Source organism: Variovorax sp. UMC13, from assembly GCF_014170375.1.
Lineage (GTDB): Bacteria > Pseudomonadota > Gammaproteobacteria > Burkholderiales > Burkholderiaceae_C > Variovorax.
Genome location: NZ_LZZW01000007.1, coordinates 40,677 through 66,555 on the forward strand (window position 1 = coordinate 40,677; position 25,879 = coordinate 66,555).

The 25,879-nt window shown below is 71.8% G+C and carries 12 protein-coding genes; 10 read left to right on the forward strand and 2 right to left on the reverse strand.

All coding sequences use genetic code 11. The features are described from left to right. The first annotated feature begins 321 nt into the window (after positions 1-321). Both A9977_RS03800 and A9977_RS03805 read left to right on the forward strand, forming a co-directional pair. Complete coding sequence (locus A9977_RS03800; RefSeq protein ID WP_183023668.1) at positions 322-12,714, forward strand: filamentous hemagglutinin family protein; 12,393 nt, start codon at positions 322-324, stop codon at positions 12,712-12,714. Positions 12,715-12,735: 21 nt separating this feature from the next. Then, complete coding sequence (locus A9977_RS03805) at positions 12,736-13,362, forward strand: RNA polymerase sigma factor (protein WP_183023555.1); 627 nt, start codon at positions 12,736-12,738, stop codon at positions 13,360-13,362. A gap of 7 nt (positions 13,363-13,369) precedes the next feature. Here the strand turns inward: A9977_RS03805 and A9977_RS03810 are convergent, their stop codons facing one another. Then, positions 13,370-14,284 carry a LysR family transcriptional regulator gene (locus A9977_RS03810; protein WP_183023556.1) on the reverse strand — a complete coding sequence of 305 codons (915 nt, stop codon included), beginning with the start codon at positions 14,282-14,284 and terminating at the stop codon, positions 13,370-13,372. Between the two features lie 186 nt (positions 14,285-14,470). Between A9977_RS03810 and A9977_RS03815 the strand changes: the two genes are divergently transcribed. The 4 genes from A9977_RS03815 (at position 14,471) to A9977_RS03830 (ending at position 21,601) form a co-directional block, all read left to right on the forward strand. Beyond that, the gene (locus A9977_RS03815) at positions 14,471-15,367 is read left to right on the forward strand and encodes an alpha/beta hydrolase (protein ID WP_183023557.1); all 897 of its coding nucleotides are present in this window, start codon (positions 14,471-14,473) and stop codon (positions 15,365-15,367) included. Between the two features lie 159 nt (positions 15,368-15,526). Further along, on the forward strand, positions 15,527-16,780 hold the full coding sequence (locus A9977_RS03820) for an efflux RND transporter periplasmic adaptor subunit (protein ID WP_183023558.1): 1,254 nt from the start codon (positions 15,527-15,529) through the stop codon (positions 16,778-16,780). 37 nt (positions 16,781-16,817) lie between these two features. Continuing rightward, a complete protein-coding gene (locus A9977_RS03825) occupies positions 16,818-20,081 on the forward strand; it encodes an efflux RND transporter permease subunit (protein ID WP_183023559.1) in 3,264 nt (1,087 codons plus the stop codon). A 35-nt stretch (positions 20,082-20,116) separates the two neighbouring features. After that, positions 20,117-21,601: an efflux transporter outer membrane subunit gene (locus A9977_RS03830; RefSeq protein ID WP_183023560.1), complete on the forward strand. Its 1,485-nt coding sequence runs from the start codon at positions 20,117-20,119 to the stop codon at positions 21,599-21,601. On the opposite strand, the gene A9977_RS03835 is transcribed toward A9977_RS03830, so the two are convergent. Beyond that, positions 21,529-21,747, reverse strand: a complete 219-nt coding sequence (locus A9977_RS03835; protein ID WP_183023561.1) for a hypothetical protein — start codon at positions 21,745-21,747, stop codon at positions 21,529-21,531. The genes A9977_RS03830 and A9977_RS03835 overlap by 73 nt on opposite strands. A gap of 149 nt (positions 21,748-21,896) precedes the next feature. Between A9977_RS03835 and A9977_RS03840 the strand changes: the two genes are divergently transcribed. Genes A9977_RS03840 through A9977_RS03855 form a run of 4 tightly spaced genes read left to right on the forward strand, consistent with a single transcriptional unit; the run spans position 21,897 to position 25,875 of the window. Continuing rightward, the gene (locus tag A9977_RS03840; RefSeq protein ID WP_259651804.1) at positions 21,897-23,450 is read left to right on the forward strand and encodes a cobyric acid synthase; all 1,554 of its coding nucleotides are present in this window, start codon (positions 21,897-21,899) and stop codon (positions 23,448-23,450) included. Positions 23,451-23,454: 4 nt separating this feature from the next. After that, positions 23,455-24,486, forward strand: coding sequence for a nicotinate-nucleotide--dimethylbenzimidazole phosphoribosyltransferase (gene cobT / locus A9977_RS03845; RefSeq protein ID WP_183023562.1), 1,032 nt, complete (start codon positions 23,455-23,457; stop codon positions 24,484-24,486). Position 24,487: 1 nt separating this feature from the next. Beyond that, the gene (gene cobS / locus A9977_RS03850; protein WP_183023563.1) at positions 24,488-25,264 is read left to right on the forward strand and encodes an adenosylcobinamide-GDP ribazoletransferase; all 777 of its coding nucleotides are present in this window, start codon (positions 24,488-24,490) and stop codon (positions 25,262-25,264) included. After that, positions 25,261-25,875, forward strand: coding sequence for a histidine phosphatase family protein (locus A9977_RS03855; protein WP_183023564.1), 615 nt, complete (start codon positions 25,261-25,263; stop codon positions 25,873-25,875). Before cobS ends, A9977_RS03855 begins: the two co-directional genes overlap by 4 nt. Positions 25,876-25,879 lie beyond the last annotated feature (4 nt).

Here is a 25,879-nt window from a genome sequence, read left to right on the forward strand (position 1 = left end):
CGCAAAAAACCACCTGCAGGAAGGGATCGGCCGCGTGTCATGCGCGCGGCCTACGCTGTCGTGTGCGTTCGAGGGTGCGGCGCGCGGCCCCTGCTTTCCCCGATCCGCGGCGGCTTCGAAAAAAGTTTGCGGTATCGGCCCGGGGCCACTCGTCAACCCTGCAGAGGGGGGAAGTTTCCGCAGCGCTCGTGCCGTGGACACCCCCATGGATCCGGCGGGCCGCGACGAGACGGCCCGCCGCATGGCAGCGACACCATCACCGGGCGGAAACCTCACATGAACACACGCGGACGCGGCGACAAGAACCTTCCAGGCACAGCCATGCAGGGGCGCGGATTCCGGCAGGCGCCGATCGCACAGGCCATCGCCATGGCCTTGGTCGCGAGCGGCGTCATGGCCGACGCGCAGGCCCAGCAGGCCCTGGGCGGCGCATGGTTCGCCGCCAAGGGCGCGATCCAGAACACGGCCGCGGCCACCGGCCGGCTGCCCAACGGCCTGCCGGTGTCCTCGCTGACCAACCCGCAGGCGCAGCAGCAGCAAGCGCAGGCACAGCTCGCGCGCTCGATCGACAACCTCAACCTCGCGGCACGCGGCATCGCGGCGCAGCAGGCGGCGCAGGCCGCGGCCCGCGCGGCGGCGCTGGCGGCCGGTGGCGGCGTGCCCGATGGGCTGGCCGAAGGCGGCCTCAAGGTCGACACGAACAGCCTCACGGCCGGGTGGTTGAACGCCAATGGCCCGGCCCAGACGACGGCCGATGGCAAGACCAACGTCGCGATCCAGCAGACCGCCGACAAGGCGATCCTGAACTGGGAGACTTTCAACGTCGGCAAGAACACAACGGTCGAGTTCAAGCAACACGCCGACTGGGCGGTGCTCAACCGCGTCAACGATCCAAGCGCGCGGCCCTCGCAGATCCAGGGCCGGATCAAGGCCGACGGCACGGTGCTGATCGCCAACCGCAACGGCATCGTGTTCAGCGGCAGCAGCCAGGTCGACACGCGCAACCTGGTGGCCGCGGCCGCGCACATCGGCGATGCGCAGTTCCAGGCCAACGGGCTCTACAGCAACGGCAGCGCGCCGAGCTTCACCGGCGCACAGGGCCAGGTCGAGGTGCAGGCGGGTGCGCGCATCGCCACGCTGGCGCCCCGCACCTCGACCGAGGGCGGGGGCTATGTGCTGCTGCTGGGCCAGGCGGTGCACAACGCCGGCGAGATCGCCACGCCCAAGGGCCAGGCGGCGCTGGCCGCGGGCGACAGCTTCCTGATCCGCAAGGGCGCGGGCACCGGTGGCAACCAGGCCTCCACCACGCGCGGCAACGAGGTCACGCCGCAGTTCGCCGCCGACAGCCTGGCGGGCCAGGTGACGAACACCGGCCTGATCGTGGCGCGCGAAGGCGATGTGACGATGACGGGGCGCGATGTGCGGCAGCAGGGCGTGCTGCTGTCGACGACCTCGGTCAACACCCGCGGCACGGTGCACCTGGCCGCGAGCGGTGCCACGGGCGCCGTGCGCTTCGGCACCGGCAGCGTGACCGCCATCGCGCTCGACGACAGCGACGCCACCGCGCTGGACAGCCAGCGCACCGGCCTGATGGGCCCGGCCGTGCCGATCGACAACAACAGCGGCCTCATGCCCGCGGGCAAGGACCGGCGCGACCTGTCGCGCGTGGAGGTCGCCAGCGGCGGCACGGTGGAGTTCCTGCAGGACTCGCTCACGCTGGCCACGGGCGGCCAGGTGGTCGTCGAGGCCGCGCAGCGCAGCCTGGTGCGCGAGGGCGCGCGCATCGACGTGTCGGGCGCGGTGGGCGTGAAGCTCTCCATGGCCTCGAACAACGTCAAGATCAACGTGCAGGGCAACGAGCAGCGCGATGCGCCGGGCAACCGCGACAGCAACCAGCTGGCCAACAACGACCTGTGGATCGACCGGCGCTCGCTGGTCTTCGTGCCCGGCGGCACCAACGGCTACGCGGGCGAGCGCTGGTACACGGGCGGCGGCCTGCTGGAAGTCGGGGGCTACCTGGGCACGCAAGGGCACACGGTGGGCGAATGGATGGCACAGGGGGGCGTGGTGAACTTCGGCGGCGGGGACCTGGTCACGCAGCGCGGCTCGAGCATCAACCTGTCGGGCGGCACGCTGGACGTGCAGACCGGCAAGCTCAACCAGAGCTGGCTCAAGGGCGCCGACGGCCGGCTGTACGAGGTGAACAAGGCGCCGGGCGACCTGCTGTACACGGGCGTCTACCGGGGCTTCGAGGATGCGCACGCGCGCTGGGGCAAGAATGCCACCGAATACTTCTACAGCCCGCTGATCGGCGCGCAGCAGCGGCTGGAGAGCGGCTACACGGTGGGCCGCGATGCCGGCCTGCTGATCGTCGGTACCCAGGCCGCGGTGCTCGAGGGCGAGATCGTGGCCGAGGCCTTCCAGGGCCCGCGCCAGACGCAGGCGGCGCAGGCGGGACTCGACGGCTACCGCCAATCCAGCCTCGCGGCCGCGCAGCGCGGGCAGCTCATCGTCGGCAGCTACGAGAGCTACTTCGACAAGAACACGGGCGCGCTGCACCGCCGGCTCGATGCCGGCAGCGTGAAGCAGGTGACGTTGAGCGACACGGTGCAGGCCATCGCGGCGGGGCTCGACCTGTCGAGCGTGCTGCCGGCCGAGCGGCGCGACACGCTGGTGCTCGACACCACCCTGCTCAGCGGCTTCGGCCTGGGTGCGGTGCGCATCGCGGCCAGCGAAAGCATCGCGGTGTACGGCGCCTTGCAGGCCGGCCACGGCGGCCACATCACGCTGTACGCGCCGAGCGTGTCGGTCGGCGCCGACCTGGTGGCGCACGGCGGCAGCATCCAGCTGGGCAACGTGCTGGAGCAGGTCGGCGCCAACAGCCTCAAGGACACGAGCACGCTGCTCGCGCCGGAAGGCCGCGTGGCCTCGGTGCGGCTTGCGGACGGCGCCCGGCTCGACACCAGCGGCCTGTGGACCAACCTGCTGAAGGACCCGGTCGACAGCGGCGGCGTGGCCTTCCGCAACGGCGGCAATGTGTCGGTGCGCAGCAGCGGCGACGTGCTGCTGGGCCAGGGCAGCGTGGTCGACGTGTCCTCGGGGGCCGCGCTGCTGGCCAAGGCGAAGACGCAGGGCGGCAAGGGCGGCAACGTGACGCTCGAGTCCGACGGCTTCAACACCGGTTCGGGCCAGGTGGTGCTCGAGGGCGCGGTGCTGCGCGGCCACGGGGTGGACGGCGGCGGCACGCTCACGCTGCAGACCCGTCGCATCGCCATCGGCGACAGCACGGGCACCGCATTGCCCGACACGCTGGCGCTCGGCGCCGACTTCTTCGACAAGGGCTTCAGCCGCTATGCCCTGATCGGCAATCACGGCTTCGCGGTGGCCGATGGGGCGCAGGTCGAGGTCACGATGCCGGTGTTCCGCTTCGGGCCCGAGGCGCTGGACAGCGCCACCGGCCGCCGGCCCGCCGACGCGCTGACGCTGTGGACGCCGCCGCTCTACCAGGAGGACCCGGTCAAGGGCGTGCTCACGCAGCGCAAGGGCGCGAGCCTGTCGCTGCAGGCGGGCACCATCAACACGCGCGCCGAGGACCTGCCGGTGGTGCGGGCCGTGGTGGGCCAGGGCGCGCTGATCGGTGTGGACCCCGGCCAGGCCATCGACCTGCGCAGCGTCGGCCAGCTCACGCTGGACGGCACGCTGCGCGCCTGGGGCGGCAGCGTGTCGCTGGCCGGCCTGACAGCCCGCGGCTTCGAGGCGGCCCAGGCGGCCGGCCACGGGCGTTCGATCTGGATCGGCGAGCAGGCGCTGATCGACGTGGCGGCCCGCGCGGTGAGCGCGGTGGACGACCATGGCCGCAGCTACGGCCAGGTGCGCGACGGCGGCAGGATCGTCGTCGGCGGCCAGATCGACCCGGTCACCGGCATCGCGACGGCCGGCGACCTGTTCGTGGTGGTGCGCGAGGGCGCGCGGCTGGAGGCGTCGGGCGACCAGGCGGCGCTGGACATTCCGGGCCAGGGTCGGGTGCAGGTGGCGAGCCAGGGCGGCAGCATCAGCCTGGCCTCGAACAACGGCCTGTACCTGGACGGCCGCTTCACGGCCCGTGCCGGCGGCGCGGGCGCGGCGGGCGGCAGCCTGTCGGTGGCGCTGGAAAGCCCGTACTACATCAAGGACGCGGTCAGCGAGCGCGTGACCAAGATCCGCGAACTGGTGCTCGGCCAGACACACCAAGGCAGCCCGCTGCCGGGCAGCGCCGATGCGGCCGCGGACAGCCTCGCGTATGGCCATGGCCGGCTCGGCGTGGACCAGGTCCGCGCGGGCGGCTTCGACACCCTCTCGGTGCTGAGCAACGGACTGCTGAGCTTCGACGGCGACGTGACGCTGGAGATGGGCCAGAGCCTGCGGCTGTACAGCGCCGCCATGGGCCTCACGGACAACGCCGCCGCCGCGTCGCGGGTCCGGCTCTCCGCGCCGCACCTGCTGCTGGCGGGCATCCTCGCCGCACCGGAAGCCAACCGGGACTGGTACCTGCGCCCGGTGTTCGGCCTGCCGACCATGTCGCAGCGCGACACCGCCGCCGTGTTCGAGGCCAGTGCGAAGCTCATCGACGTGCGCGGCAGCGTGCTGTTCGGCGCGCTGGGCAAGCTGCCGCAGGCCGACGGCAGCGACGTGAGCGTCGAGCGCCGCGGTTTCGACGATGTGCAGCCCCACAGCCAGGGTGACCTGCGCTTCCTCGCCGGCGCCAGCCCGGACGCGATCGCGCTGGGCATCAGCTCCCAGCTGCTGACCAAGGGCGACATGACGCTGCGGGCGGCCCAGCTGTACCCCGCGACCGACGTCGGCGCCCGGGTGGTGGCGGGCTTCCTCAGCGCCGTGTCCGACGACTTCACCGGCTTCCACTACGACCGCACGCGCACCCTGACCATCGCCCGCAGCGGCGAGGGCGATGCCGCCGTGCCGTATTCGGCCTTCGGCCGCCTGCAGCTGGGCGGCCCGACCATCCATCAGGGCGGCGTGGTGCGCGCGCCCCTGGGGCGGCTCGAGATCGGCTCGCTGGGCAGCAGCGACGTCGTGCTGCAGCCCGGCAGCCTGAGCTCGGTCAGCGGCAAGGGCCTGGTGCTGCCCTACGGCGGCACGGTCGACGGCCAGGTCTACAGCTACGACGGCAAGCCGGTGAGTTTCCTCGGCCAGGGCGGCAACACCAACGGCGACCTGGGTGTCGGGATGGTGCTGGGCAGCCGGTCGGTGGTGGTGCAGCCTGGCGCCATCGTGGACCTGTCCGGCGGTGGCGAGCTGCTCGGCGCGGGCTTCGTGTCGGGGCGCGGTGGTTCGACCGATGCGCGCTACCACCCGCTGGTGCAGACCGGCACCCAGGGCGGCTTCGTGCTGCCGGGACTGGGCACCAACCCGGTCTACGCGCTCGTGCCGGGCGTGCAGCCGGGCCAGGCGCCGGTGGCACCCGAGGGCGGTGCGTCGGCTGCGCTGGTCGGGCGGCAGGTCACGATCGGCGCCGGCGTGCCGGGGCTGCCCGCGGGCACCTACACGCTGATGCCGTCGACCTATGCCTTGATGCCCGGGGCCTTCCGCGTGGAGATCAACGGCCTGGCCGGCCCGGGCACCGGGGCGGGTGCACAGGCGCTGCGCAATGGCTCCTGGTCCGCGACAGGCCGCCTGTCGGTCGCCCATACCGGCATCGCCGATGCCGTCGCCAGCCAGCTGACCCTGACGCCGGCCGACACCCTGCGCCGCTACGCCCAGTACAACGAGACCGGCTATGCGGCCTTCGCCATGGCCGACGCGGCCCGGCTCGCCGTGCCCCGGCCCCTGCTGTCGGTGGATGCCAGGACCCTGAAGCTGGGCCTCAGGCAGGGTGCCGGGGCGGACGCCTTCTCCTTCGAGGGCATCGGCCGCTTCGAGGCCGCGACCGGCGGCTACGGCGGCACCGTGGCGCTGCTGAACATGGACTACGACGGCATCGAGGTGGTGGCGGCGGGCAAGGCCGCCACCAGCGGCTTCGGCGGCGTCACCGTGGCGGCGGAGAGCCTCAACGCGCTGGGCGCCTCGCGCCTGATGATCGGCGGCATGACCGTGGTCCTGTATGGGCAGACCGGCAACTACATCAACCTCGTGCAGGGCATCAACGCCAGCAACAGCTCGATGATCCTGCGGGACGGCGCGCACCTGGCGGCGCCGGAAGTGTTCATGGTGAGCAAGGGCGCATCCGGCGCGGTCATCGTGGAGCAGGGCGCGTCGATCAACACCATCGGTCGCGGCAAGGCCAGCTACGACGCGCGCGACGGCTTCGTCTACCAGGTGGGCAACATGCTGGCGGTGTCCAACGGGCTGCTCGACGTGATCAGCCCGACCGTCGTGCAGGACAGCGGCGGCATCCGCCTGGGCGTGTGCAGCAGCGCGCCCTGCAGCGGGGCGACCGCGCTCTACTCCGAAGGCAGCATCGTCGCCATGACCGACAAGACCTTGCAGATGGGCGAGGCGGTGCGCTACGGCACCCGCCACCTCAACGTGGGGCTGAGCAGCATCAACGTTGGCAGTCCCGAAGCCCTGGCCGCCGCCGCGGCGGCCAACCGCCTGCCCACCGGCCTGACCCTGACCCAGCCCGTGCTGGACCGCCTGCTGCGCGGCGACACGCAGTTCGGCGCGCCGGCCCTGGAGACGTTGCAGCTCTCGGCGCGCGACAGCTTCAACTTCTACGGCACGGCCGCGCTGGACACCTACGACGCGGTGACCGGCAAGTCGCTGCTCAGCAAGCTGCTGCTCTCGACCCCGGCGATCTATGGCGCCGGCGGCGCCGACGACGTGGCGACCATCCGCACCGCCAACCTGATCTGGCAGGGCGCGACCACCCCGCCGTCCGCGGTGGTGGCGGGCGGCGCCGGCACCGGCAGCGGACGCCTGGACATCCGCACCGAGCGCATCGACTTCGGCTATGGCGCCTTCGCCCAGCCCAGCACCACCCTCCGCTTCGACCGGCTGGCGCTGGGCTTTGCCGACGTGGACCTCGCCGCCACTGAACGCATCACGACCAACCACAAGGGCAGCCTCGCGGTGTACGAGCGCCGGGGCGCGTACGACCCGGTCCAGGGTTTCGCCTACAGCGGCGGCAACCTGCACATCACGACCCCGCTGATGACCGGCGAGGCGGCCTCGGTGAACCGCATCACGGCCGGCGGCGCCCTCGACATCGCGGCCTCGGGCGGCCCGGTCGGGCAGGCCGAGGGCCTGGGCGCCGAACTGTTCCTGCAGGGCGACAGCATCCGCCTGGCCAGTGCCGTGGTGCTGCCCAGCGGCAAGCTCACGCTGGAGGCGCGCGGCGACGTGGTGCTGACCGATGCGGCCTCGGTCGACGTGTCGGGTCGCGCCATCGCCTTCAACGATTTGACCAAGTACAGCGCCGGCGGCGAGGTGCTGCTGGACAGCCGCGCGGGCAACGTGCTGCAGGCGGCGGGCTCGACCATCGACCTGTCGGCGCGGAACAACCAGGCCGGCCGGCTGCGGGTGGTGGCGGTGGACGGCACGGCCGGCAGCGTCGACCTGGCAGGCCGGATCCTGGGCGGCAGCAGCGGCGAGTACGACGCGGGCGGCACGCTGATGCCCTACCTGTCGGGCGCGGTGGAGATCCAGGCCCAGCGCCTGGGCGCCAGCGGCACTTTGGACGCGCAGTTCGCGTCGCTCAACCAGCGCCTCAACGAGGGCGGCGTGTTCGGCGCGCGCAGCTTCCAGCTCAAGCAGGGCGACCTCACCATCGGCAACGACCTCAAGGCCAGCAGCATCAGCGTCTCGGTGGACAACGGCAGCCTGCGGGTCGCGGGCCGGGTCGATGCCAGCGGCGAGCGCGTCGGCAGCATCACGCTGGCCGGCAAGAACGGCCTGAGCCTCGACAGCAGCGCGGTGCTCGACGCCCATGGCAGCCGCCTGCGCGTGGACAGCTACGGCAAGATCATCGATTCGCCCAACCGCGCCATCGTGAACCTGGCTTCCGGCACCGGCGCGCTGACGCTGGCCGACGGCGCGCGCATCGACCTGCGCCACGGCACCGACGTGGCCGTGGGCAGCGCGGCGGGCCAGAACGACGGCCGCAGCCGCGGCACGCTGGAGCTCGACGCGCCCCGCGTGTCCAAGGCCGACGGCAGCAGCGACGACATCGCCATCGACGCCCGCGGCCGGCTGGAGATCGAGGGCGCGCGCTCGATCGCGGTCAACGGCATGGCCCGCTACGACGACGCGCCCACCCGGACCGACGCCACCGCGAGCGGGCGTCCGTACCAGGTGATCGACCAGTCCTACCTCGACCAGAAGCATGTGCTGAGCGAGCGCTTCATCGACGCCGCGCTGCAGAACGACGACCTGATGCGCCACCGGCTCGCGGGCCTGAACAATGCCCGCTATGCCGATGCCTTCCATCTGCGCCCGGGCGTGGAGATCGTCAGCAGGACGCCGGACGGCGACCTGGTGGTGCAGGGCGACCTCGACCTCTCGGGCTACCGCTATGCCAGCGTCAACCCCCACACGCAGAAGAACACTGCGGTCTACGGCTCCGGCGAGGTGGGCCGGCTGACGCTGCGCGCGGGTGGCGACCTGAACATCTACGGCAGCATCAACGACGGCTTCGCGCCGCCGCCGCCGACCGACGACGACAAGGGCTGGATCCTGCGCGCCGGCGTCGATTGGACCGGCGGCAACGTGGTGGTGCCGGGCAGCGGCGTGACCCTGGCCGACGGCACCACCTTCCCGGCCGGTGTGACCCTCAACTTCGACCTGCCGATCAAGGCCTTGAACCTGATCGCCGGCACCCGGCTGCCGGTGCCGGCATCCCTCACCGCGGCGCTGGTGCTGTCGGCCGGCACGGTGCTGGCGGCCGCCGTGCGGGACGCCACGGGCAAGGTGCTGTACCCCGCGGGCACGCTGCTGAGCCAGAACGTGACCCTGCCGGTCAACAGCACGCTGGACGCCGGCACCCTGCTGGTCAGCCTCGCGCGGGTCAAGGCCATGGTCTGGCCCAAGGGCGTTCCCCTGCCCGGGAACCTGGGCACCATCGCCACCGTGAGCCTCAACGGCAGCAAGGTCCTGCCGCGCGGCGCCATCCTGCCCGCGCGCACCAACGTCAAGCTGCCGGGCGGCGCGGCCTTCGTGCAGCTGCGGGTGGAGGAGGCCGGGCGCCAGGGCCAGAACTGGGCGGTCGCGCCCATGCTGGCCGACGGTGCCCAGTCCTGGTCGATCCGGCTGGTGGCCGGCGCCGACACCGAAGCGGCCGACAGCCGCCAGCTGCAGCCGCACCCGGTGTCCGGCAACCTGCGGCTGGCCGACAGCCATCTGGGGGCCCATGGCAAAGGCGCCTTCGTGTGGAGCGAACAGGGCTCCGTGGACTTCTTCGGCGACGACAGCATGGCCGGACAGCCGATCGATTTCGTCCGCGATGCCTATGACGGCATGTGCAGCGACTTTCCCGAGTACTGTGTCATGAGCGGCGACGTCTACACCCTGGTGACAGGCGGTAGCACCCGCTTCAGCGTGGTCCGCACCGGCGCGGCCGACCTGGACCTGCTGGCCGCGCGCGACCTGAGCATGGAGTCGCTCTACGGCGTCTACACGGCCGGCACTTCCTCGGCCCGCACCGCGGCCGGCGACCCCTACAGCCTGGGCCGGGCCCTGGGCCCCAACGGCCGGGTGCTGGGCGACGCGGGTGGCCACGAGAAGCTGGTCAACGGCGGACCGGACAGCGTGTACCGCGCCTGGTATCCCGAGGGCGGCGGCAACCTGGTGCTGAAGGTGGGCGGCAACCTGAGCGGCAACATCGTCAGTCGTTCCTCGGCCAACGCCGGGCGCCCCGTGGACATCGACAGCGGCCACGACACCGCCAACGTCGGCAACTGGCTGTGGCGCCAGGGCAATGGCCTGAGCGGCGACCGGGCGCAGGCCACCGCCTGGTGGATCAACTTCGGTTCCTACGCGGCAAGCCTGACCGGTGGCGCCGACCAGATGGTCGGCTTCACCGGCTTCGGCACCCTGGGCGGGGGCAACCTGGATGTCGAGGTGCGCGGCGATGCGGGAATCATCAGTCCTCTGGCGGTGGGCTACGTGCCAGTCAACGTCAACGCGCGCAGCCCGGGGCTGGTGCTGGCGGTGGGCAGTACCGGACGGGTGGCGGCCGACGGCAGCCTGCAATTGACCGGTGGCGGCGACCTGAACCTGCGGGTCGGCGGCGCCGTGAACCCCGGCAGCCAGATCACCGGCGGCCATCTCAATGGCGCGCTGGTCGATGTGCGGGGACATGTGCAGCTGACCGGCGGCGCCCTCGGCAGCCTGACGCTGCGCTATGGCATCCGTGACGGGGAGAAGAATCCCAACGAAGTGCGGGCTTTCGACCCCATCGGCTACGGCACGGCCCGCGCGGCCGGCGGCCTGAGCCTGCTGCCGGGCGACGCCACCGTCAGCCTGGCCACGCGCGGGGACCTGGTGGTGCAGGACGTGGCGGACCCGGGGCGCGCGCCGCAGGCGAACGCGTCACCCTATGTGAGCGCCGGGGCCCCCGGCTTCGGCCAGAGCTGGTTCAGCCTCTGGACCGAACGCACGGCGGTGGACCTGTTCGCTGCCGGCGGCAACCTCACGCCGCTGACCGAGTCCGCGCCGACCGACATGGCGACGGTCTATCCCTCGACCTTGCGGGCGGTCGCGGCCAGCGGCAACCTGTACTACGGCCGCGCCGCGGCCCTCGACACGACGGTCGTGCCGGCGCACGGCGCGCTGGTGCTGGCGCCGTCGGCGCGTGGCCAACTGGAATTGCTGGCGGCGGAGTCGATCTATGGCGGGGAACTGTCCATCAGCCGTTCCGGCGCGGCGCCGTCGTCGCTGGCGACGGTCCTGCATCCGGCCTTCCAGGCCTTCGCTCTCGACGGACCGATCGCGGGCGCCGGCAATCTGTCGAGCGACGGCAGCGTGGCCCGCATGGGGCTCTCGCCGCTGTTCGCCTTCGGACCCAACACCGCCAGCCTGTCGTGGGGCGACGCGCTGGAGCCGGCGCGCTTCTATGCGCTGGGCGGCGACCTGCTGGGCGTCAACAGCGGACGTTCCATCACGCTCAACAGCCCGTACGACCCGCGCTTCGGACAGACCTTCCACGAAGGCGCGGGCCCGGTCTGGATGCTGGCCGGGCGCGACATCGTCAGCAGCGGCACGCAGCTGGGCGGCACCATCGCTGGCGAGACCTCGACGGGTGTCTACAACCAGGCCGGCAACCTGTTCGTGCACCAGAGCCCCACCGACATCTCCATCGTGAGTGCCGGCCGCGACATCATCTACAGCGCCTTCAACGTCGCGGGACCCGGCACGCTGGAACTGACGGCCGGCCGCGACATCCGCATGGACGACAAGGTCGGCGTCACCAGCCTCGGCGCCGTGGCTTCCGGCGACAAGCGCCCGGGCGCCAGCATCGTGATGCAGGCGGGCGCGGGCCCCCTGGGCCCCGACTACCGGCGCTTCGTCGAGGGCTACCTCGACCCGGCCAGGCTGACCCAGCCGGGCGAGAGCCTGGCGATCGGCAAGACCGTCAAGACCTACGAGGACGAACTGGCCGCCTGGCTGGCCGCGCGCTTCGGCTTCGCCGGCGACGGCACGCAGGCCCGTGCCTACTACGCCGCGCTGCCCGCCGAGCAGCAGCGGGTGTTCGCGCGCAGCGTGTACTTCGCCGAACTCCTGGCCGCGGGTCGCGAGTACACCCAGGACGGCGGCGTGCGCCAGGGCAGCTATGTGCGCGGCCGGGCGGCCATCGCCGCGCTGTTCCCCGACCAGGACGCGGCCGGTGAGGCCCTCCGCTACAAGGGCGACATCACGCTGTTCGGCGGCGCCGGCGTGCACACCGATTTCGGCGGCGACATCCAGCTGCTCACGCCGGGCGGCGCCCAGACCTTCGGCATCGAGGGCACGGCGCCACCGTCGACCGCAGGCGTGATCACCCAGGGCGCGGGCGACATCGCGATCTACTCGCTGGGCAGCATCCTGCTGGGCCAGAGCCGGATCATGACCACCTTCGGCGGCGGCATCCAGGCCTGGTCGGCCGCGGGCGACATCAACGCCGGCCGCGGCTCTAAGACCACCGTGGTCTACACGCCGCCCAAGCGGGTCTACGACCAGTGGGGCAACGTCTCGGTCTCGTCGGTGGTGCCCAGCACCGGCGCGGGCATCGCCACGCTGGCGCCGATTCCGGAAGTGCCGGCCGGCGACATCGACCTGATCGCGCCGCTGGGCACCATCGATGCGGGCGAGGCGGGCATCCGGGTCTCGGGCAACGTGAACCTGGCGGCCCTGCAGGTGGTGAACGCGGCCAACATCGCGGTCAAGGGCGAGGCCACCGGCATCCCGACCGTGGCGGCGGTGAACGTGGGCGCGCTGAGCAACGCCAGCGCGGCCGCCGCGCAGGCCGCGGGTGCGGCGCAGGAGGTGATGCAGCGCGAACGCGTGGCCTCGCGCCAGGCGCTGCCCTCGGTGTTCACGGTGCGCGTGCTGGGCTTCGGCAACGAGCCGGCGCCGGGCGCCGAGCCGGCAACGGCCGCGCCCCGGGCCGCGCTGCAGCCGGTACGCGGCCTGCCTTACGACCCCGCGAGCCCGGTGCAGTTCGTCGGCGTGGGCCAGGACTTCGATGCCGCGCAGCTGGCGCGGCTGAGTCCCGAGCAGCGGCGCCAGCTGCGGCAGGAACGCTGAGCCGGGGCAGGGTGGACTGTCATGGCATTGAGCATCCTGTACGACCCGGAGGCCGCGGTGGGCGACGAAGCGGCCAACGAACCGCTGGACGAGGCGCAGCGCCGCGTCGCGCTGCAGGCCTTCATCGCGGCGCACTACGAACGGCTGCGGCAGCGGCTGCTGCGCCACCTGGGCTGCCCGGCGCTGGCCAGCGAATGCCTGCACGACGCCTGGCTGCGCCTGGGCGAGATGGATGTGCGCGCCGCCGTGCAGAACCCGGAGGCCTACGTCTACCGCGTGGCCTGCAATGCCGCGATGGACCGCATGCGCAGCCACCGGCCCTGGCAGTACGCCGGCCTCGCGGACGATGCGCTCGACCATGTGGCCGACCCCGCGCCGGGGCCCGAACACATCGCCGCCGACCGCTCCGAGCTGGCCGCGGTGGACCGGGCCATGGCCAGGCTGCCGCGCCGCCATCGCGCGGTGCTGCTCGGGCTGCGCCTGGACGAGCTGAGCCGGCCCGAGGTCGCGCGCCGGCAGGGCATCTCGCTGCGCAGCGTCGACACCGCGCTGCGCCAGGCGCTGGACCACTGCGCGGGCGGCAGCGGCCGCACGGTGCTGGCCGGCGTGAGCGCGCCCCGGCGCGCGCTGCGCTCGCCGCCGCCCTGAGCGGCGCTCAGCCGCGCTGCATCTGCGCGTTCTTGGCGAACAGCTCGGCCGCCCAGTCGACGAAGGCCCGCACCTTGGCGCTCAGGTGGCGGTTGGGCGGGTAGACCACGTAGATCGGCAGCGGGTCGCGCGCCCAGTCGGCCAGCACCTCGACCAGCTCGCCGCTGTCCAGGTAGGGCTGGGCGATGACGGTCGCCATCTGCGCCACGCCCAGCCCGGCCACCACGGCCGCGGTGTGGGCGATGTTCTCGTTCACCGCCAGGCTGTAGGGCGCGGCCGGTTCGAAGTGCTCGCCGTCCTTGTTGAACTCCATCGGGAACATGCGCCGCGTGTTGCCGAAGAAGTGGTTGACCACGCGGTGGTTGCGCTCCAGGTCGCGCGGATGCTGCGGTGCGCCATAGCGCTTCACGTAGGCGGCCGAGGCCACCGCGATCAGCGGCAGCTGGCCGATGCGGCGCGCCACCAGCGACTGGTCGGTGATCTCCCCGATGCGGATCACGCAGTCGACGTTGTCGGTCAGCAGGTCCACCACCCGATCGCTCACGCCCATGTCGATCTGGATGTCGGGATAGCGCGCGTAGAAGGTGTCGAGCGCGGGGATCAGCAGCAGGGTGGCAGTGGACGAGCCCACGTCGATGCGCAGCCGGCCCGAGGGGTTGGCCTGGGCGTTGGTCATGCTGGCGTCGAGGTCGTCGAGGTCGGTCAGCAGCTGGGAGGCCCGCTCGTAGTAGGCGGCGCCGTCGGGCGTGACCGTGACGCGGCGCGTGGTGCGGTTGAGCAGCTTGACGCGCACGCGCGCCTCCAGCGCCTGGATCTGCTTGGTGACCGTGCCCTTGGGCAGGGCCAGCGAATCGGCGGCGCGCGTGAAACTCCCGGTTTCCACGACGCGCGAGAACACCCGCATGGCCTGGATCTGATCCATGGGACTTTCCTCTCTCTGTCTTTATGGGGGGCGCAGCCCCCGCTGCGTGAGGGAATTCTCACACGCACACGAGCCCTCATTGTTGTTCCGATGGAAACGGTGAGGTGGCAAAGTGCCTGATTCAGGCTTGCCATTGGCCCGTACATTTAATCCCATCGTTCTTCCACCTCCGCCTACAGGTTCACCATGTCCACCCGTTCATCGCCAAGCGCCACCGAACTGCCGGCCACTGCTGCACTGCAGGCGGTCGAAAGCGACATCACCATCGAGCTGCCCGGACGCGAACCGGTGGCGGCCCGCACCTACGGCGTGCGCACCCAGCGCGGCGCGGGCGCCGAGACCGACCGCCCGCTGGTGCTGCACTTCCATGGCGGCAACTTCGCCTGCGGCGACCTCGACGACGGCCGCAGCGTGGCGCGGATGCTGGTGAGCGCGGGCGCGACCGTGGTGTCGATGGCCTATCCGCTGGCACCGCTGCATCCCTTCCCGGATGCGATCGAGGTGGGCTACGAGGCGCTGGAGTGGCTCTACAAGCAGCGCACCAAGCTGGCCGGCAAGGGCGCCCGCGTCTACCTGGCGGGCGAGGAGGCCGGCGGCAACCTGGCAGCCTCGCTGGCGCTGATCGCCCGCGACCGGGCCCATCCGCCGCTGTCGGGCCAGGTGCTGCTGTCGCCGATGCTCGACCCCTGCGCCGGCACCGCCTCCCTGCGCCAGGCGACGGGCGACGCCACCGGCTGCAAGTACACCGAGGGCTGGCAGCAGTACCTGCGCTGTCCGCGCGATGCCGAGCATCCGTACGCGGTGCCGGGCTCCTCGCGCCGCCTGGCCGACCTGGCGCCCACGCTGGTGCTGGTGGGCAAGGACGACCCGATGCGCGACGAGGCCGTGGCCTATGCGAAGCGGCTCGAGGGCGCAGGGATCCCGGTGCGCAGCGAGGTGCTGAGCGGTGCCGAGGGATGGCCCGACGCGCTGGCCGACCCCGTCACCGGCTGCGAATGCCCTTGTGCCGGCGCGGTGACGCAGCAGTTCCGCGACTTCTTCGAGGCGACGCGCGCACCCGTCGCGCCGCAACCGCCGCACTAGGCGCTGGCCGGTGACTGCAGCGCAGCGCACCGGCACTGAACCCCACTGAACCGATTTCGGCAGCCGGAGACCCCGGCGGCCAGCCCTTTTGTCGCCCGACGTATCGCGCCGGGTGGCGCTTCGCATCTCCAGAAACATCCCAAGAGGACGGAACACATCATGACCAAGCCACTCGCCACCCCCTCCGCCAAGCCCCTCGCCGCCGTCGCCCGCCGCGGTGTCTGGCCCGCCGTGACCGCGCTGACCGCGGCCGCGGCCATCGTCTCCGCCGTGTTCGGGCTGCGCCCGCTCGAGGCCGAAGCCAACACGCCCGCAGCCGCCCCGCAGGCCACGCCGGTGTCCGTCGCGGCGGTGGTGCAGACCGACGTCACGGCCTGGGACGAGTTCTCGGGCCGGCTCGAGGCCGTCGAGCGCGTCGACGTGCGCTCCCGCGTCGCGGGCGCCGTGCAGTCGGTGCACTTCAAGGAAGGCTCGCTGGTGAAGAAGGGCGACCTGCTGATCACCATCGACCCCGCGCCCTATGCGGCCGAGGTCGAGCGCGCCGAAGCGCAGGTCGCCTCGGCCCAGGCCCGCACCGCCTTCAGCCGCAGCGAGCAGGAACGCGCCAAGCGGCTGTGGGACGAGAAGGCCATCGCCCAGCGCGAACTCGACGAGCGCACCAACGCCGGCCGCGAAGCCGAAGCCAACCTGCGCGCCGCCCAGGCCGCGCTGCAGACCGCGCGCCTGAGCCTGGGCTACACCCAGGTGCGGGCGCCGGTGTCCGGCCGCATCGGCAAGCTCGAAGTCACGGTGGGCAACCTGGTGGCCGCCGGCCCGGGCGCGCCGGTGCTGACCACGCTGGTCTCGGTGAGCCCGATCTACGCGAGCTTCGATGCCGACGAGCAGATCGTGGGCAAGGCGCTCAAGGACATCGCGGGCGGTTCCGGCGGCCGCATGCCGATCGAGCAGATCCCGGTCCAGATGGGCACGGCCGCGAGCACCGGCACGCCCTTCGAGGGCAAGCTGCAGCTGATCGACAACCAGGTCGACGCCCGCAGCGGCACGGTGCGCGTGCGCGCCGCCTTCGACAACAAGGACGGCGCGCTGATCCCCGGCCAGTTCGCCCGCATCCGCATGGGCCAGGCCCACACCAGCAGCGTGCTGCTGGTGAGCGAACGCGCCATCGGCACCGACCAGAGCAAGAAGTTCGTGATGGTCGTGAATGCCGACAACAAGACCGAGTACCGCGAGGTGACGCTGGGCGCGCCGGCCAATGGCCTGCGCGTGGTGAGCGCCGGCCTCAAGGCGGGCGAGCGCGTGGTCGTGAACGGCCTGCAGCACGTGCGCCCCGGCGCGCTGGTGGCACCGGCCACGGTGCCGATGGACGCGGCCCAGGCCAAGGCCCAGGCCAGCGCCAAGGTCGCGGCCGGCTGAGCCCGGAGCCGCGACGCTTCGTAGAAGAAAGAACACCATGAACCTCTCCAAATTCTTCATCGACAGGCCGATCTTTGCCGGCGTGCTGTCGGTGCTGATCCTGATTGCCGGCCTGATCGCCATGCGCGCGCTGCCGATCTCCGAGTACCCGGAAGTCGCACCGCCCTCGGTGGTGGTGCGGGCCCAGTACCCGGGCGCGAACCCCAAGGTGATCGCCGAGACGGTGGCGACGCCGCTCGAGGAACAGATCAACGGCGTCGAAGGCATGCTCTACATGGGCAGCCAGGCGACCACCGACGGCGTGATGACGCTGACCGTGACCTTCAAGCTGGGCACCGACCCCGACAAGGCGCAGCAGCTGGTGCAGAACCGCGTCTCGCAAGCCGAGCCGCGCCTGCCGGAGGAGGTGCGCCGGCTGGGCATCACCACCATCAAGAGCGCGCCCGACCTGACCATGGTCGTGCACATGGTCTCGCCCAACAACCGCTACGACATCAACTACCTGCGCAACTACGCGGTGCTCAACGTCAAGGACCGCCTCGCGCGCATCCAGGGCGTGGGCCAGGTGCAGATCTTCGGCGGCGGCGACTACGCGATGCGCGTCTGGCTCGATCCGCAGAAGGTGGCGCAGCGCGGCCTGTCGGCCAGCGACGTGGTGGCGGCGATCCGCGGCCAGAACATCCAGGCCGCGGCCGGCGTGGTCGGCGCTTCGCCGGGCCTCTCGGGTGTCGACATGCAACTGTCGATCAATGCCCAGGGCCGGCTGCAGAGCGAGGAAGAGTTCGGCGACATCATCGTCAAGAGCGGCACCGACGGCGCCGTGACCCGGCTGCGCGACATCGGCCGCCTGGAGATGGGCGCGGCCGACTATTCGCTGCGTTCGCTGCTCAACAACGACCCGGCCGTGGGCATGGGCGTGTTCCAGTCGCCCGGCTCCAACGCGCTGGACATCTCGCGCGACGTGCGCGCCACCATGGACGAGCTCGCCAAGAGCATGCCCGAGGGCGTGGAATACCGCATCGCCTACGACCCGACGCAGTTCGTGCGCGCCTCGATCGAATCGGTGGTCCACACGCTGCTCGAAGCCATCGTGCTGGTGGTGCTGGTGGTGATCCTGTTCCTGCAGACCTGGCGCGCCTCGATCATTCCGCTCTTGGCCGTGCCGGTGTCGGTGATCGGCACCTTCGGGATGCTGCACGTGCTGGGCTTCTCGATCAACGCGCTGAGCCTGTTCGGGCTGGTGCTGGCGATCGGGATCGTGGTGGACGATGCGATCGTGGTGGTCGAGAACGTCGAGCGCAACATCGAGGCCGGCCTGAGTCCGCGTGACGCGACCTACCGCGCCATGCGCGAGGTGTCGGGGCCCATCATCGCGATCGCGCTGGTGCTGGTCGCGGTGTTCGTGCCGCTGGCCTTCATCAGCGGCCTGACCGGCCAGTTCTACAAGCAGTTCGCGGTGACCATCGCGATCTCGACCGTGATCTCGGCGATCAACTCGCTCACGCTGTCGCCCGCGCTCGCCGCCTTGCTGCTGCGCGGCCACGACCAGCCCAAGGACGCGCTCACGCGCTTCATGGACCGCTATCTCGGCTGGCTGTTCCGCGGCTTCAACAAGCTGTTCCATCGCGGTTCCGAGGCCTACAGCGGCGGCGTCAAGAACGTGATCGGCCGCAAGGCGCTGATGCTGGTGGTCTACCTCGCGCTGATCGGCGTGACCTTCGGCCTGTTCAAGGCCGTGCCCAGCGGCTTCGTGCCGGCGCAGGACAAGCAGTACCTGATCGGCTTCGCGCAGCTGCCCGATGGCGCCACGCTGGACCGCACCGAGGACGTGATCCATCGCATGGGCGAGCTGGTCAAGAAGAACCCGAACGTGGAAGACGCGATCGCGTTCCCGGGCCTGTCGATCAACGGCTTCACCAACAGCTCGAACTCGGGCGTGGTGTTCGTCACGCTCAAGCCCTTCGCCGAACGCAAGAAGGCCGACCAGAGCGGCGGTGCGGTCGCGGGCCAGCTCAACGGCGCCTTCGCCAGCATCCAGGACGCCTTCATCGTGATGTTCCCGCCGCCCCCGGTGGCGGGCCTGGGCACCACGGGCGGCTTCAAGATGCAGATCGAGGACCGTGCCTCGCTGGGCTACGACCAGATGGACTCGGCGGTCAAGGCCTTCATGGCCAAGGCCTACCAGACGCCCGAGCTGGCCGGCATGTTCACCAGCTGGCAGGTCAACGTGCCGCAGCTCTATGCCGACATCGACCGCACCAAGGCGCGCCAGCTCGGCGTGCCGGTGACCGACATCTTCGACACCATGCAGATCTACCTGGGCAGCCTGTACGCGAACGACTTCAACAAGTTCGGCCGCACGTACTCGGTGCGCGTCCAGGCCGATGCGCCGTACCGCGCACGGGCCGAGGACGTGGGCCTGCTGAAGGTGCGCTCGACCACCGGCGAGATGGTGCCCCTGTCGGCGCTGATGAAGGTCAACTCGACCTTCGGCCCGGAACGCGCCATGCGCTACAACGGCTACCTCGCGGCCGACATCAACGGCGGCCCGGCCCCCGGCTACTCCTCGGGCCAGGCGCAGGACGCGATCAAGCGCATCGCCGCCGAGACGCTGCCCAAGGGCATCAGCTTCGAGTGGACCGAGCTCACCTACCAGGAGATCCTGGCCGGCAACTCCGCCTTCCTGGTGTTCCCGCTGGCGATCCTGCTGGTGTTCCTGGTGCTGGCCGCACAGTACGAGAGCCTGACCCTGCCGATCGCCATCATCCTGATCGTGCCCATGGGCATCCTGGCCGCGATGACCGGCGTGTGGATATCGGGGGGTGACAACAACGTCTTCACGCAGATCGGGCTGATCGTGCTGGTGGGGCTGAGTGCGAAGAACGCGATCCTGATCGTGGAGTTCGCCCGCGAGCTCGAGTTCGCCGGGCGCACGCCGGTCCAGGCCGCGATCGAGGCCAGCCGCCTGCGGCTGCGCCCGATCCTGATGACCTCGCTGGCCTTCGTCATGGGTGTGCTGCCGCTGGTGCTGTCCACCGGTGCCGGCGCCGAGATGCGCAGCGCGATGGGCGTGGCGGTGTTCGCCGGGATGATCGGGGTGACGGCCTTCGGCCTGTTCCTCACGCCGGTGTTCTACGTGGTGCTGCGCCGCCTGGCGGGCAACCGCCAGCTCAAGCAGCACGGCGAAGTGCCGCACGACGTCGAGGCCTTCGCCCCGGCCGGCGACCTCTCGGTGTCCCATGTCGGCGGCGGCGGTGCACTGCATCCGCAGCCCTCGGCACCGCGCCATCCCCACGAGTGAGCCGCGGCTCCTCACAGGCAACAGGAATCTTCATCATGACAAGCTCCATCTCTCTCGCAGCGGGGGCGCTGCGCGCCGCCTGGCTGCCGCTGGTCGCGGCCCTGGTGCTGGCCGGCTGCGCATCGAGCGCAGTGCAGGCACCGTCCACGGTGGCACCGGTGCAGTTCAAGGAACAGGCTGCCACCGCCCGTACCGGCGCGCCGGCCCAGGCCAATGGCGCCTGGTGGCGGGTCTTCAACGACCCGGTGCTCGACGAACTGGTCGACCGCGCCGCGACCCGCAACACCAGCATCCAGCAGGCCGCGGCCCGGCTGGCCGAGGCCCGCGCCTTGGCCCGCACGGTCGATGCCGACCGCTCGGTGCAGGTCGGCCTGAACGGCGGCGCGAGCCGCGGCCAGGGCCTGGACCGCAACCAGAGCAACCGCCCGTCGACCCTGCTCAACGCCGGCGCCAGCGTGTCCTACGAGCTCGACCTGTTCGGCAAGCTCTCGGGCGCCAGCAATGCGGCCGCGCTCGATGCGCAATCGCGCGAGGCGCTGCTGCAGAGCGCCAAGCTGCTGGTGCAGGCCGAGGTGGCGCAGAGCTACCTCGCGCTGCGCGCCATCGACGACGAACGCACGCTGGTGCGCGAGACCGTCGAGGCCTACCGCGGCACGCTGGACCTGACCGAACGCCGCGAACGCGCCGGCGACCTGGCCGAGCTTGACGTGGCCCGGGTGCAGACCGAACTGGCATCGACCGAATCCGACGCGCTGGCGCTGGACCGGCAACGCGCGGTGGCGGAGCATGCACTGGCGGTGCTGCTGGGCGAAGTCGCCTCCGACTTCAGCCTGCCGCCGGCCGCCTGGACCAGCGCGCTGCCCAGCATTCCGGCCGGCCTGCCATCGACCGTGCTGGAACGCCGGCCCGACGTGGCCGCGGCCCAGCGCACCGTGATGGCGGCGCAGGCCCGCGTGGGCGTGGCGCAGAACGCCTGGTTCCCGAACATCGCGCTGACCGGCGGCGGCGGCTATGCCTCGACCGACCTGGGCGACCTGTTCAAGTGGTCGGCCCGCTCGTGGGGCATCGGCGCGCTGCTGTCGCTGCCGATCCTCGACGGCGGCCGGCGCGAGGCCGGCGTGCAGAGCGCTTCGGCCCAGCTCGACGGCGCGCTCGCGAGCTACCGCACCGAGGTGCTGACGGCCTTCCGCGAAGTCGAGGACCAGCTGGCCTCGCTGCGCCTGCTCGATGCGCAGTCGACGGTGCAGGGCCGGGCCGTGACCTCGGCCCAGCGCGCGACCTCGCTGTCGGACTCGCGCTACCGCAACGGGCTGGTGAGCCAGCTCGACCTGCTGGACGCACGCCGCAGCGAACTGCGCAACCGCCGGCAGGCGCTGCAGGTCAAGGCCGCGCAGTACCAGGCGACCGTGGGCCTGATCCGCGCCTTGGGCGGGGGATGGGGCGAGGCTCAGCCCTTCGCGTCCACCGCATCGGCCACGCGCTTGAGTTCGGCCACGCCCAGCGCCAACGCGCTGGAGTAGCTGCGCTGCGGCGCCGGCGCGACCCGCCAGCGGCGGTAGTGCAGCGCGTCGGAGTGGTGGCCCTCGAAGGCTTCGAGCAGCACCCAGTGGAACTGGCCGGGTGCGCGCTCCTGGATCGTGAGCGCCATGTCGCGGAGGATCGGCATCGATGAGAAGGCTCGAAGTCGTGATCCATCCAAAGTTACCGGGCGGTCGCGCGCGATGCGTCTCACGCTGCGCCGGATCGCTGTGACCCGAACGCCCTGTCCGCTGTAGGCGGCGGCGCCTCGGCGGCGTCCTCCGCGACAATGCGGGCATGAATCAACGGGATACGGGCGGGAACGCGCGCGCAAAGTGCGTGATGGTGCTCGGCACCACCAGCGGCGCAGGCAAGAGCTGGGTCACCACGGCGCTGTGCCGCTGGTATGCGCGCCAGGGCCTCAAGGTGGCGCCTTTCAAGGCCCAGAACATGAGCAACAACGCCCGGGTCGTGGCCCCCACGCTTGTCGCTGCGCGTACTGCGCTGCCCCCCGAGGGGGCTGATTTTCCTTGGGGCGGCCCAGCGGAAAATCGGGGCGGCGAGATCGGCAGCGCCCAGTACTTCCAGGCCCTGGCCGCGAACGCGATGCCCGAGGTCCGCATGAATCCCTTGCTGCTCAAGCCCGAGCGCGACACCCACAGCCAGGTGGTGCTGCTGGGGCAGGTGAGCGCCGAACTCACCGGCCTGCCGTGGCGCGGCCGCAGCGAACGGGTCTGGCCGCAGATCGCGCAATCGCTCGATGCCTTGCGGGCCGAGAACGACGTGGTGGTGATCGAGGGCGCGGGCTCGCCGGCCGAGATCAACCTCATGGGCAGCGACATCGTGAACCTGCGCGTGGCCCGCCATGCCCAGGCGCGCTGCCTGCTCGTGACCGACATCGACCGCGGCGGCGCCTTTGCCCACCTCTACGGCACCTGGGCCCTGATGCCCGAGGCCGACCGGGCCCTGCTCGCGGGCTTCGTGCTCAACCGCTTCCGAGGCGACGCCAGCTTGCTGTCCCCGGCCCCCGAGACGCTGCAGCAGCTGACCGGCGTGCCCACGGTCGCCACCTTGCCGATGTGGTGGCAGCACGGCCTGCCCGAGGAAGACGGCGTGTTCGACGACCGCAGTACCGCGAGCGGCGAGGTGACCTGCACCGTCGCGGTCATCGCCTATCCGCGGCTGAGCAACCTCGACGAATTCCAGCCGCTCAAGAACGTGCCCGGCGTGCGCCTGCGCTGGGTGCGCAGTCCGTCGCAACTGGCCGATGTCGACTGGATCGTGCTGCCGGGCTCCAAGCACACCAGCGGCGACCTGGCCTGGCTGCGTGCGCAGGGGCTGGACCGCGCCGTGGCCGCGCATGCCGCGCGCGGCGGCCGCGTGCTGGGCGTCTGCGGCGGCCTGCAGATGCTGGGCGAGGCGCTGATCGACCCGCACGGCATCGACGGCAACGCGCCGGGCCTGGGGCTGCTGCCGCTGGTCACGGTGTTCGCGCCCGACAAGACGGTGCGCCAGCGCGAAGCTCGCTTCGCACCGCTGACCGGTGCCTGGTCGGCGCTCTCGGGCGTAGCCGTGCGCGGCTACGAGATCCACCACGGCCAGACCGAGGCCCATCCCGCGATGGCCGCGGCCGGCGAGCATGCGCATGCCGCCATGCCCGACGGCCTCGCCTGGCAGAACGAGGCCGGCAACGTGCTGGGCCTGTACCTGCACGGGCTGTTCGAGGACCCGGCGGCGCTGCAGGCGCTGTTCGGCGCCACCGTCCCCACGCTCGACGCCGTGTTCGACGGCCTCGCCGATTTCATCGACGCGCATTTCGCGCCCGGTGTGCTGTCTTCCCTGATCGATTGAGCCCATGACGACCCTTCCCGAGATTCCCGACCTGCACGACGCGTCGCTGGCCGCGCGCCTGCAGCACCTGATCGACAACAAGACCAAGCCGCTGGGCGCGCTGGGCAAGCTCGAGGCGCTGGCGCTGCGCATCGGCGCCATCCTGGGCCGCGAGGCGCCGGTGCTGGCGCAGCCGCAGATGCTGGTCTGCGCGGCTGACCACGGCCTCGCGGCGCGTGGCGTGTCGGCCTATCCCAGCGACGTGACCTGGCAGATGGTCGAGAACTTCCTGGCCGGCGGCGCGGCCGTGAGCGTGCTCGCGCGCCAGCATGGCCTGGCGCTGACGGTGGTCGACTGCGGCGTGCGCCGCGACTTCGCGCCGCGTGACGGACTGCTGCTGCGCAAGATCGCGCCCGGCACGGCCGACGCGTCGGCGGGCCCGGCCATGAGCGCCGCGCAGTGCGCGGAGGCCATCGCCAACGGTCGGGCCATCGTGCGCGAGATGCCGGGCAACGCGCTGCTGCTGGGCGAGATGGGCATCGGCAACAGCTCGACCGCGGCCCTGCTGCTGGCGCGCCTGGTCGGCCACGACATCGAGGCCTGCACCGGCGCCGGCACCGGCCTCGATGCCCAGGGCCGCGCGCGCAAGGCCCAGGTGCTGCGCGAGGTGCTGGCGCTGCATGCCGGGGCCACCGCGCCGCTGGACGCGCTGGCCGCCTTCGGCGGCTTCGAGCTCGCGACCCTGGTCGGCGCGGTGCTGCAGGCGGCCGAGGAGCGCCGCGTGATCGTGCTCGACGGCTTCATCGCCAGCGCCGCGGTGCTGGTGGCGCAGGCGCTGCGGCCGCACGTGGTGCAGCGCTGCGTGGCGGCGCATGTGTCGGCCGAGCCGGGCCATGCCTTGCTGCTCGCGCACCTCGGGCTCGATCCGCTGCTGCATCTGGACCTGCGGTTGGGCGAAGGCTCGGGCGCGGCGCTGGCCTGGCCGCTGCTGGAATCCGCCTGCCTTGTGCTGCGCGAGATGGCGAGCTTCGAAGCTGCCGGCGTCTCAAGGCAATGAAGTGAACGGCGTCCGCCACTTCCTGCTGGCCCTGCAGTTCTTCACCCGCATCCCGGTCACCGGCCGGCTCGCGCAGTGGGTGGGCTACAGCCCGGCGATGCTGCGCGCCAGCGCGGCGCATTTCCCGGCGGTCGGCTGGGTGGTGGGGCTGATCGGCGCCCTGGCGCTGGCCGGCGGGCTCGCGCTGTGGCCGCCGATGGTGGCCGCGGTGCTGTGCACCGTCGTCACGGTGCTGGTGACCGGCGCCTTCCACGAAGACGGCCTGGCCGACGTGGTCGATGGCCTGGGCGGCTCGGCCTCGCGCGAGCGGGCGCTGGAGATCATGAAGGACTCGCGCATCGGTGCCTTCGGCGCGATCGCGCTGGTGCTCGCGCTGGGCCTGAAGTTCGCGCTGCTCGCCACGCTGGCGGGGCAGGGCGCGCTCACGGCCTGCGCCGTGGTGCTGGCTGCGCATGTGCTGTCGCGACTCGCGCCCCTGGCCGTGATGCGCGCGGCGCCCTACGTGGGCGGCGAGGGCGGCAAGGCCAAGCCGCTGGCCGATGCGGTGAGCGGGGCGTCGGTGGGCATCGCGGTGCTGTGGTCGCTGCCGGCCGCGGCCTTGTTGTGCGTGGTGGGCGGGCTCAACGGCGCGGCAGCCCTGGTCGCGGCCGCGCTGGTCGCGCTGTTCATGGTCCGGCTGCTGCGCCGCCGCCTGGGCGGCTTCACCGGCGACGGCCTGGGCGCGACCCAGCAGCTCGGCGAACTCGCGATCTACCTCGCGCTGGCGGCACGGCTGTGAAGCTCTGGCTGCTGCGCCATGCGCCGGTGGTGGCCGAACCCGGCCTTTGCTACGGCGCGACCGATCTGGCGGCGCATGCCGACCTGACCCAGGCAGCCGCGCAAGCCGTTGCCGCGCACTTGCCGGATGGCCTGGCGCTGCAGTGTTCGCCCCTGCAGCGCTGCCGCGCGCTGGCCTCGGCGATCGAGGCGCTGCGCCCGGCACAGGGCCGCTTCGAGACCGACCTGCGCCTGGCCGAGATGAGTTTCGGCGCCTGGGAGGCGCGGCCCTGGAGCGCCATTGCGCGCGCCGACATCGATGCCTGGATGCACGATTTCGCCGACGCGCGCGCGGGGGGCAGCGGCGAGAGCACGCGCCAGTTCATGCAGCGCGTGGGCGCGGCCTGGGACGACTGGCGGCGCTCGAAACGCGATGCGCTGTGGGTCACGCACGCGGGCGTGATCCGCGCGGTGTGGCTGTTGCAGCAAGGCGTGCGCGTGGCCGAGCGGGCGGCGGACTGGCCGACGCGGGAGATCGTGTTGGGCAGCTGGCAGTGCATCGAGGTGCCCGACGCAGCGCCGGAGGCTGACGATGCAGGCCCACAAGGGCAGGGGCCATTGCGCCTTCGATAGACTC